The organism is Dokdonia sp. Hel_I_63 (assembly GCF_007827285.1).
Taxonomy (GTDB): Bacteria; Bacteroidota; Bacteroidia; order Flavobacteriales; family Flavobacteriaceae; genus Dokdonia.
This window is the reverse complement of record NZ_VISD01000001.1, coordinates 623,963-634,536: the sequence shown is the minus strand read 5'-3', so window position 1 is coordinate 634,536 and position 10,574 is coordinate 623,963. Positions and strand designations below refer to the sequence as shown.

11 protein-coding genes are annotated in these 10,574 nt (G+C 37.8%); 6 read left to right on the top strand and 5 right to left on the bottom strand.

Annotated elements, in window-relative coordinates; translation table 11 throughout:
- Position 1: 1 nt before the first annotated feature.
- The gene (locus JM84_RS02860; protein ID WP_013750573.1) at positions 2-454 is read right to left on the bottom strand and encodes an OsmC family protein; all 453 of its coding nucleotides are present in this window, start codon (positions 452-454) and stop codon (positions 2-4) included.
- A gap of 107 nt (positions 455-561) precedes the next feature.
- On the opposite strand from JM84_RS02860, the gene JM84_RS02855 reads away from it, so the two are divergent.
- From JM84_RS02855 to JM84_RS02830, 6 genes are all read left to right on the top strand, one after another.
- The gene (locus JM84_RS02855; RefSeq protein WP_144782646.1) at positions 562-1,152 is read left to right on the top strand and encodes a carboxymuconolactone decarboxylase family protein; all 591 of its coding nucleotides are present in this window, start codon (positions 562-564) and stop codon (positions 1,150-1,152) included.
- A gap of 28 nt (positions 1,153-1,180) precedes the next feature.
- Complete coding sequence (locus tag JM84_RS02850; protein ID WP_144782644.1) at positions 1,181-1,816, top strand: porin family protein; 636 nt, start codon at positions 1,181-1,183, stop codon at positions 1,814-1,816.
- A gap of 106 nt (positions 1,817-1,922) precedes the next feature.
- Positions 1,923-5,330, top strand: coding sequence for an isoleucine--tRNA ligase (ileS, locus tag JM84_RS02845; protein WP_144782642.1), 3,408 nt, complete (start codon positions 1,923-1,925; stop codon positions 5,328-5,330).
- A 2-nt stretch (positions 5,331-5,332) separates the two neighbouring features.
- Positions 5,333-5,716, top strand: a complete 384-nt coding sequence (locus JM84_RS02840; protein ID WP_013750577.1) for a TraR/DksA family transcriptional regulator — start codon at positions 5,333-5,335, stop codon at positions 5,714-5,716.
- 378 nt (positions 5,717-6,094) lie between these two features.
- Complete coding sequence (locus JM84_RS02835; protein WP_144782640.1) at positions 6,095-6,724, top strand: DUF4097 domain-containing protein; 630 nt, start codon at positions 6,095-6,097, stop codon at positions 6,722-6,724.
- 34 nt (positions 6,725-6,758) lie between these two features.
- Positions 6,759-7,394, top strand: coding sequence for a lipoprotein signal peptidase (locus JM84_RS02830; RefSeq protein WP_013750580.1), 636 nt, complete (start codon positions 6,759-6,761; stop codon positions 7,392-7,394).
- On the opposite strand, the gene JM84_RS02825 is transcribed toward JM84_RS02830, so the two are convergent.
- Genes JM84_RS02825 through JM84_RS02810 form a run of 4 tightly spaced genes read right to left on the bottom strand, consistent with a single transcriptional unit; the run spans position 7,391 to position 10,569 of the window.
- Positions 7,391-7,807, bottom strand: a complete 417-nt coding sequence (locus JM84_RS02825; RefSeq protein WP_144782638.1) for a response regulator — start codon at positions 7,805-7,807, stop codon at positions 7,391-7,393. The genes JM84_RS02830 and JM84_RS02825 overlap by 4 nt on opposite strands.
- 20 nt (positions 7,808-7,827) lie before the next feature.
- The gene (locus JM84_RS02820; protein ID WP_144782636.1) at positions 7,828-8,979 is read right to left on the bottom strand and encodes a PAS domain-containing sensor histidine kinase; all 1,152 of its coding nucleotides are present in this window, start codon (positions 8,977-8,979) and stop codon (positions 7,828-7,830) included.
- A gap of 47 nt (positions 8,980-9,026) precedes the next feature.
- Positions 9,027-9,590, bottom strand: a complete 564-nt coding sequence (locus JM84_RS02815; RefSeq protein ID WP_013750583.1) for a 5-formyltetrahydrofolate cyclo-ligase — start codon at positions 9,588-9,590, stop codon at positions 9,027-9,029.
- On the bottom strand, positions 9,571-10,569 hold the full coding sequence (locus JM84_RS02810; protein WP_144782634.1) for a succinylglutamate desuccinylase/aspartoacylase family protein: 999 nt from the start codon (positions 10,567-10,569) through the stop codon (positions 9,571-9,573). The genes JM84_RS02815 and JM84_RS02810 overlap by 20 nt, the downstream gene beginning before the upstream one ends.
- Positions 10,570-10,574: the final 5 nt, after the last annotated feature.

The following is a 10,574-nucleotide window of genomic DNA, read 5'->3' as shown; positions in this document are numbered from 1 at the left end:
TCTAGTTTTCGCTCTCTTCATTTAATGCAGAAAGCGCGTGATAGTGTACGCCTACTTTCAAATCGGCAAATTTTCTAAACATTTCCATAACCCCACAATATTGCTCTTCAGAGAGTGTTACTGCTTTTTGTATTTTTTCTTCATTTAAGTCATCACCATAAAAGTGATAATCTAGCCATACGGTGTGATATGTTTTAGGGTGCTCCTCTGTAAGTTCTCCTTTTACGACCATTTTAAATTTAGGTACATCTACCCTCATCTTGTTGAGTACAAACACCACATCTAGACCAGTACATCCCGCAAGACCAGAAAGCATCATCGCCTTAGGACCCATCCCGTCATTATTACCTCCATTTTCTGGAGAAGTATCTATGAGTACTTTATAACCCGTAGGGCTATCTGTCTCAAATTGCATTCCTTGTTTATAAATTGTAGTTACTGTATGTCCAGCCATTTTAAGTATGTTTTGCTTGAAATATGAAGGTACAAAATTGGTAGATAAAATGCCTATATTGCTTTCGCGAAAGCATAAAATCAACACTAACCTTCTTAAAATATAGTATGCCATTAGTAACACCACTCTCTGCCGAACACGACGAAACAACCAAAGAACTTGCCCTATTTTTTAATGAAACACTAGGCTTTTGTCCCAACTCGGTACTTACCATGCAGCGTCGTCCTGATATCTCGCGGGCATTTATAAATCTTAACAAAGCCGTGATGGCAAACCAAGGCCGAGTGACTTCTGCATTAAAACGTATGATTGCGTGGGTCTCTAGTAATGCTACTGGATGTCGTTATTGCCAGGCGCACGCTATACGTGCTGCAGAGCGTTATGGCGCAGAGCAAGAACAACTAGATAACATCTGGGAATACAGACATCACGCGGCATTTTCTGATGCAGAGCGTGCTGCGCTTGATTTCTCACTAGCAGCAAGTCAAGTACCAAATGCCGTAGACGCAAAAATCAAGGAGAAATTATACAAATACTGGGATGAAGGTGAGATTGTAGAAATGCTCGGAGTGATATCGCTCTTTGGATACCTTAATCGCTGGAATGACTCTATGGGAACTACACTGGAGGAAGATGCCATAGATTCTGGAAATCAATACCTCGGAAAGCACGGTTTTGAAGTAGGAAAACACGTGTAAGTTTATATTTGAAATTTAATTTAAAAGAATGAAAAAAATAATTTTCTCATTAACAATTTGCCTTTTTATAGCTGCAGTTTCTTATGCTCAAAATGATATAAGTTATGGTATAAAAGGTGGACTCAATTACGCTAATCTCGTTTATGAATTTGAAGATTCAAACAATGATTTTTTAGATTTTAATGCCAAGGTTGGCTTTTATGCAGGTGGTTTTATTAACATTAGCCTCAGTGATAAGTTCTCGCTACAACCAGAATTGCTTTACAGCAGTCAAGGAGCTAAACTAGACATAGATTATAGTCAGGTTCTAGTATTTGATCAAAACGACCCTACATTTTTTGCGAATGAAGAAGATGTAAATGTAAAACAGAGTAAGCTTCTGCTGCCTATACTATTACAATATAAGATTGGTAGTGACTTTAGCTTATTTCTTGGTCCGCAAATTACCTACACACTAAACTTCGAAACAGAAGTAGAGAACGGTGATGAGCTAGTAGTTTCTAGATTTCAAGATGATGATAAAATTGGAGTTGATGCAAGCGCAAGAATAGGCTATAAAGCTTCAGAGAATATGATGATTGAATTGGGCTACTTTAGAGGCCTTACCAATCAAAATTCTGTGAAGGCTTCAGTGTTTCAACTGGGGCTTGCTTACAAACTTTAGTCATTAATAAATTTCAAAGAAGTGCCTCAAGATGTTATCATCTTGAGACACTTCTTTATTGCCTAAAAATCTCGTAAATTCGCGCACAACATTTAAAGACTACAAAATGAGCGCTAAGTTCACTGAATATAAAGGATTAGACCTTCCTAACATCGCTAGCGAGGTACTTGCCTACTGGAAAGAAAATGACGTTTTTGAGAAGTCGGTTACTTCTCGAGAAGGAGCAAAACCGTATGTGTTTTTTGAAGGACCACCTTCGGCAAACGGACTACCGGGTGTACACCACGTACTAGCACGTGCGATTAAAGATATTTTTCCTCGTTATAAAACGATGAAAGGCTTTCAGGTAAAGCGTAAAGCGGGATGGGATACACACGGACTTCCTGTAGAACTTGGTGTTGAAAAAGAACTTGGTATTACCAAAGAAGATATTGGCACAAAAATCACTGTAGAGGAGTATAACGAAGCTTGTAAAAAAGCCGTGATGCGCTACACAGATATCTGGAACGACCTTACCGAAAAAATGGGCTACTGGGTAGATATGGAAGATCCATACATCACCTACAAGGCCAAGTATATGGAAACCGTATGGTGGCTACTTAAGCAAATCTATAACAAAGATTTACTATACAAAGGGTACACCATCCAGCCATATTCTCCTAAGGCGGGAACGGGATTAAGCTCTCACGAACTTAACCAGCCTGGCTGTTACCGCGATGTGACAGATACTACGGTGGTGGCACAATTTAAAATCACAGATCAAGGTGAAAACCCACTTGCAAAAGAACTTGCAGACGGGAACACCTACTTTATCGCCTGGACGACGACTCCTTGGACACTGCCTTCAAACACGGCACTTACTGTTGGAAAGAAGATAGATTATGTACTCGTTGAGACATTTAACCAGTACACTTTTGAGCCAGTAAAAGTTATCCTTGCAAAGAATTTAATCTCTAAGCAGTTTGATAAGAAATTTGTTTCCGCTTCCGCGAAAGAAGAACTGGACACATACAATGCTGGAGATAAGAAAATCCCATACTTCGTAGCTAGAGAATTTAAAGGAGCAGACCTTCTTGAACTTCGCTACGAGCAACTATTTGACTTCGTACAACCTAATGATAATCCTCAAGATGCTTTCCGTGTGATAGCTGGTGACTTTGTAACTACAGAGGATGGAACAGGTATCGTACACACAGCACCTACTTTTGGTGCAGATGATGCTTTGGTTGCAAAACTCGCTTCACCAGAAATTCCGCCACTTCTTATTAAAAATGAAGATGGTAACCTTGTGCCGCTTGTAGATCTTCAGGGTAAATTTCGCCCTGAGCTCAAAGAGTTTGGAAACAAGTACATCAAGAATGAATACTATGCAGATGGTGAGGCTCCAGAACGTTCTATGGACGTGGAACTTGCGATACGCTTAAAAGAAGAAAATAAAGCCTTTAAGGTAGAGAAATACGTGCACAGTTACCCACATTGCTGGCGTACAGATAAGCCAGTACTTTACTACCCGCTAGATTCTTGGTTTATAAAAGTGACCGATTTTAAAGATCGTATGCACGAGCTTAACCTTGGCGTAAACTGGAAACCTAAGTCTACAGGAGAAGGACGTTTTGGAAACTGGCTTGCAAATGCAAACGACTGGAACTTATCACGTAGCCGTTTCTGGGGAATACCGCTTCCTATATGGCGCACCGAAGACGGAAAAGAAGAAATCCTCATAGGCTCTATAGCCGAACTTAAAGCCGAAATCCAAAAAGCACTTGATAAAGGTGTGATGGACACAGATCCTTTCGAAGGATTTAAAGTGGGCGATATGAGTGATGAGAATTACGAGCTTGTAGATCTCCATAAAAACATTGTAGATAAAATTACGCTAGTCTCAGATAGTGGGCGGCCTATGATGCGTGAAGCAGACCTTATAGATGTATGGTTTGACTCTGGATCTATGCCGTATGCACAATGGCACTACCCTTTTGAAAATAAAGAACTTGTAGAAGACACTTGGCGCAAGGCAGATTTTATAGCCGAAGGTGTAGACCAAACTCGTGGATGGTTTTATACACTGCACGCGATTGCAACGATGATCTTTGATGATGTTGCTTATAAAAATGTAGTTTCTAACGGACTTGTACTTGACAAGAATGGGCAAAAGATGTCTAAGCGTCTTGGTAATGCAACAGATCCTTTTGAGACCTTAGAAAAATACGGTCCAGATGCAACGCGCTGGTACATGATTTCTAACGCAAACCCTTGGGACAACCTCAAGTTTGATCTAGAAGGAATAGAAGAAGTAAAGCGCAAGTTCTTTGGGACACTTTACAACACGTATAACTTCTTTGCGCTGTATGCAAATCTTGATAATTTCTCTTTCGCGGAAGCGGAAATAGCACTTTCTCAACGTCCAGAAATAGACAGATGGATACTATCAGAACTACACAGTCTTATAGCAGAAGTAGATAAGTTTTATGCCGAATATGAGCCTACCAAAGCAACAAGGGCGATAGACACTTTTGTACAAGAAAACTTGTCTAACTGGTTTGTACGATTGAGTAGAAGACGTTTTTGGAAAGGTGAATATGCAACAGATAAAATCTCTGCATACCAAACATTATATACCTGTCTTGAGACTGTAGCAAAGCTTAGCGCTCCTGTTGCACCATTCTTTATGGAAAAACTCTATAAAGACCTTAATGCTGCTACTGGAAAAGAAGATTTTGAAAGCATACACCTTGCAGAATTCCCCGTGAGTGATGCAACTTATATAGATGCTGCTCTTGAGCATAAAATGCAAAAAGCACAAATAGTAAGCTCACTAACACTCTCATTAAGAGCAAAAGAGAAGATCAAAGTACGCCAACCTTTACAGCGCATTATGATCCCTGTGCTTAATGAAAATGATAAGAATGAGATCCTTGCCGTGGCAGATTTGATTAAATCTGAGGTAAATGTGAAAGAAATTGAGCTCATTTCTGATGATTCTGGGATATTAGTGAAGCAAATCAAACCTAATTTTAAGGTATTAGGACCTCGTTTTGGGAAAGATATGAAGCTCATTGCTAGCAAGATAAACTCACTACAAGCTGAGGATATTGCAAAAATTGAGCAAGATGGTGAATTAACCGTCGAAATTAATGGAGAAAATACTATTTTGCAGGCTGGAGACGTTGAGATAACATCGCAAGACATTGAAGGGTGGCTAGTTGCAAGTAATGCTGGAGTAACAGTAGCTCTAGATGTTACGATAAGTGAAGAGCTCAAAAAAGAAGGTGTGGCACGAGAATTGGTTAACCGTATACAGAATCTCCGTAAGGACTCTGGATTTGAAGTGACAGATCGTATCCATATACAGCTACAAGAAGAGCCGTCAATTGCTCAGACAGTACTGACTAACGCAGACTATATTAAAGCAGAAACACTAGCAGATTCTCTTGAATTAGTTCCTACATTAAGTGATGGACTGGAGATTGCTTTTGATGATATAACAACATTTTTAACCATTTCAAAACAATAGTAATGGCAGACGATATACAAGAAAGATTTAGCGATGCACAGCTCGCTGAGTTTAGAGAATTAATAGAAAAGAAGATTGAGAAAGCACAACACGATCTCGAGCTTATTAAAAGTGCCTACCTCAACGATGGAGATAACGGTACAGATGATACCTCTCCACAATTTAAATCTTTTGAGGAAGGTAGCGCCACGATGAGTAAAGAGGCAAACAGTGCACTTGCTATACGTCAAGAAAAATTTATACGCGATCTTAAAAATGCGATTACTCGTATTAATAACAAAACGTACGGTATATGCCGTGTAACTGGAAAACTTATCAATCCAGAACGTTTAAAGTTAGTTCCTCACGCTACATTGAGCATTGAGGCTAAGAATATGCAGGCTTAAGTTTATATTTTTATAAAGTAAAACTTAAAACTAGAATTTATATAAGCGCCCTTTTTGAAGGGCGCTTTTTGATTTAACATTGATGACCAAAGCACCACGTCTTTTAGTTGTTATTCTTGAATTTATAATTTCAGGTTATTTCTTATATGCTACTATTTGGCTACACCAAGCGTACAGAGAGCCAGGATTAATGTTTTTTTAGAGTTCCTGATTGGATACTGTACACAATTTTCTTTTTGTCTATTCTAGGATTTGCTCTGAATATTCTGACGTTTTATGATAAAATCTCAACCAAACAAAGTTTATTGATTAGTTTCATTTTAATTTTAATAGGAGCTTTGTTCTCATTGTTCTCTAATCATTTTTAAAAAATTGATTTTGCTTAAACACTATTCTATACTAATATTCTTTCTGGTTGCTACTTCAGTTGCAGCACAAAAACGTCTATCTCAAACCTATGATGCGGCGAGTATAAAAGAACTATATATTAATAGCAATGAGATTTTTGAGATTACAATTACCGCTGCAGATACTGATCAAATCACAGTGCATACCATTATAGATGGGGAAATATTTGCATCTACCTTGTTAAATACTGCTATCGCAAACAATGTACTTAAAATTACTACGGGAAAAACTCCAGATTACGAGCCTTTTAATGATAAGCTCTCAGCACATAAAGTGATGGCTATTGAGCTTGAAATAACGGTTCCTATGGGACTGGACGTGTCTGTGTACAGCACACTTGCAGGCGTAGATATCTATGGAGCCTTCGGGCAAGTGCACATGGATTTGGGAAGAGGACACTTTAAAGGAGAAGGACTTCGCTTTCGCGAAAGCGCAACTATAAACACTATCTCTGGAAGTATTGAACTTGATATTGATAAAGCACATGTTACTGCACAATCTCGTAACGGTACTATCGTTATATCGCCAGAAATTACTCTGGGACCAACTCTCAAACTACAAAGTATACATGGTGATATCACGATAGTAAAATCGTTGTGAATAACCTATTTTTGTCCCTTGTCAAAAAATAATTATGTCTCTTAAGAAAGTCGCCCTTATTGTTTTCCTGATTTTATTAGTAGATCAGGTGTTGAAGGTTTATATAAAAACTAACTTTTACTTACGTGAGAGTATACAAGTTTTTGGTATGGACTGGTTTCAAATCTTTTTTGTTGAAAATCAAGGAGCCGCTTGGGGAGTAGAGTTACCTGGTAAATATGGTAAGATAACCTTATCACTTTTTAGACTTATCATAGCGCCTGTAATTGGGTATTATCTATATAAATCTGCAGTAAATCACGCACCGAAGCTTCTCGTGATTGCATTATCACTCGTCTTTGCTGGAGCAGTAGGTAATATTATAGATTCCCTTATCTATGGATCTATTTTTAGCGAGAGTACTACGAGTCAGATTGCGACCTTTATGCCAGAAGGTGGTGGGTATGCAGACCCTCTCTTCGGAAAAGTGGTAGACATGCTGTATTTCCCGTTTATTCAAGATGCAATGTGGCCAGAATGGGTTCCATTTTTAGGTGGTAAAACATTTACCTTCTTTAATGCTATCTTCAATATAGCAGATATGGCAATAAGCACTGGAGTAGGAATACTGCTTGTATTTAATAAAAGAGTATTTCCTCAGGACGAGAAAGATAATAAGGCAGCAGCTTAAGCCACTTCCTTTTTAAAGACCGCTGCTAGGTCGTCAAAGCCAATAGGTTTTACTAAGAAGTCTTTTACTAGATTAAATTGTTGAGATCGCTTTATATCAACAGGATTTATAGACGAGCTTACAATGTATAGCGTGCTATTTTTAAGTGCTGGAAAATTGTACTTACTGAGCTCTTCTAGAAATTTCCATCCATCCATAACTGGCATATTGAGGTCCAATAGTATAATCTGCGGGATAGCTTGTTCCTCTTTATGTAAAAATGTTTTGACGAAGTAATCAAGAGCTTGTTCGCCATTTTTAAAAACGATAAGATTTTTTGCAAGTTTACGTATGTCTATCACCTTTGTGATTAAACTTACATACATCTCATCGTCGTCAATTATACATGCTATTTCTATCGGATATTCTGCCATTGTTAATGGTGTGTGCTAGTTTAATCTAATGTCACTATAAATTTTGATCCCTTACCTACTTTACTTTCTACGTTGATTTCTCCACCCATTGCCTCTACTTCATTACGAGTGAGAAACAAGCCTAGACCCAAGGCATCATCATTACCGTGAAAAGTTTTATAGATTTTAAAAAGCTCTTCTCCATGCTTCTTTAGATCAATCCCTAATCCATTATCTTTTACTAGAAGGTGTACTTTACCATTCTCCTCATAGGTATATAAAGAGATTTCTGGATCACGATCTGGGTGCTTATAACGTATTGCGTTTGTTATTAAGTTTTGCAAAATACTTTCTAGATACGCTTCGATGTATGGAATCTCCTCTACTTCTGAGAAATCTGTATACATCACGACCTTATTTTCTCTAATTGTTTGCGATAGTCCAGCGACCACGCGATTATATACATCTTGAATTACAACCTTATCTCTTGTTTTACTTGCAACACTGTGTACGCTTACTATCTTATTGAGATGTCTTAATGTAACATCTAGACTCTTTCCAATCTTTGTGAAATTTTGAAGTAATTCGTTTTGGTCTGCACTTAGATTTGAGCTATCAAATAGCGCTGCAGACATTTGTAAGTTTCCAACTTGAGATCTTAAATTATGAGAAATGATATGAGCAAAATCGTACAGCCGCGAGTTATGTCCCTGTATTAATCTAAAAGACTGTTCTAACTGTTCTTCACGAAGCTTCTCCTCATGAATATTTTGAAAAACTCCTCGTATACCAATAATTTCCTTATCATTATCTCTAAGAGGACGTCCACTTGCTTTTGCCCAGAATATTTCTCCATCATAGGTTCTCATCTTTACATGAGTAGAAAAAGATTTTCCTTGAGCACAATCAAAAAAGAGTGCTGTGGCTTTGTCCATATGCTCCTCTGCATAAAAATTAAAACCAGTATTTAATGTGGGCTTATAGTCTTTAGGTACGTTAAGAATATTTCTTGCTTTCTCATCAAAGAAGCTCTTTTTATTCTTAAAATCGACACTCCATCCTCCTGCTCCCGTAAGTTCAGAAATCTGTTTATAGTAGAAATTATCCATCGAAAAATAATCAGAAGTACTCGCAGCATTTTTTTCTACGGTAGCATTCTTTTTTCCCTTTAAAGACAATCTAGATAAATTCATCACTATAAGTTATATAGCTATGAATATACCATAATATTCATAATTTTTTAAAAACTATATATCTTTTTCGGTGAAATACAGCGATTTATACCGATGTCTTGTGTGTTTATATCGATTAAGTGCTCTTCTGGCTCAAAATAGCTCAAGCCAATTTTTATAACATCTGGCTTGCACTGAGCGAGAAAACGGTCATAAAAACCTTTACCGTACCCTATACGATTACCCTGCTTATCATAAGCAAGAAGTGGGATAAATACAACATCAAGTTTAGACGCAGGTATTTCTATTCCGTCTTCAGGTTCTGGTATTCCGTAATCATTAACCACTATTTTAGTGCTATCTGTGAGCAAATAATGAGATAGCGTATTTTCCTCAAAATTTGACTTTGAGATGATAACATTCTTGTCTTTTCCTCCTAGAATGGAGAGTAGATACTGAGTGTCTATTTCGCGTAAGCGGTCTATTGGAAGGAAAATATGATAGTAATCATGATTCCATATATCCATAGAGAGCGCCTGATTTGCGATTTCTAAACTTCTCTCGTCACGCTCACCTTGTGTGAGTGCTGCTCTTAAGTCTTTATACTTTTTTCTAAGCTCCTGCTTGGTCATCATTAGGTATACGGTCTATAGATATATTGAAAATTGCGTCTCCTTGATAGACTAGCGATGCCTCGTTTACATTAATCACGTATCCTTCGTTTTTTGCCTTTACAACATGACGAAATTTACCGTACGGATCTGTGATTGTAGCTATATGCTGGCCTACAGATAGCCGCTCACCACAATTCACTTTAGTATGTAATAGTCCAGAATATTGCGCTCTAAGCCACATAGTAGCATCTACCGTTACAGATTCTTTTAAAACTTCTGGAACCTCAAAATTAGCACCAAGCATTTCTAGATGGTCTAATATTCTCATAGTTCCAAAAACACCTAATCGTGCAATTTCCTTGTCACTTACTTTAGACTTCCCACCTTCAAAAAGAATCACTGGTTTTCCCATTCTTGCACAAGTGGCTCTATATGATTTTGGTATCATTTTAGAGTGCAAAGTAAATGGTGCGTTAAAGATAGACCCATACTTTAAAGATGTCTCATCTGAGGGTTCTATCCGTACTTGTGCAACATTAAATCTAGATGCTCCACCGGTGTGAAAATCCAAACATACATCTGCTACAGGTAATATTTTCTTTACAAATTGATAGGCAAACCTGCTAGCAAGTGATCCTCTTGGATTACCTGGGAATACACGATTGAGATCTCTTCCATCTGGAAACGTGCGTTTCATATCTAAAAATCCAAAGATATTTACCACCGGCACACAGATGATGGTTCCTCGCTTAGGCTTATTTATTTTTTTTGCAATGAGCTGGCGTACAATTTCAACTCCATTAATTTCATCACCATGAATTCCCGAAGTGATTAAAATTACTGGACCAGGTTTTTTTGCTCGCTCTATGATGATGGGAACCTCTACAGAGGTGGCCGTATAAAGTTTTGCAATATTGAAATTTATAGTAGCGCTCTCACCAGGTATTACCTGTTTACCTAGTATTGTGAGGATGTTGTTTTCGTCTATTTTTGGCACAATCT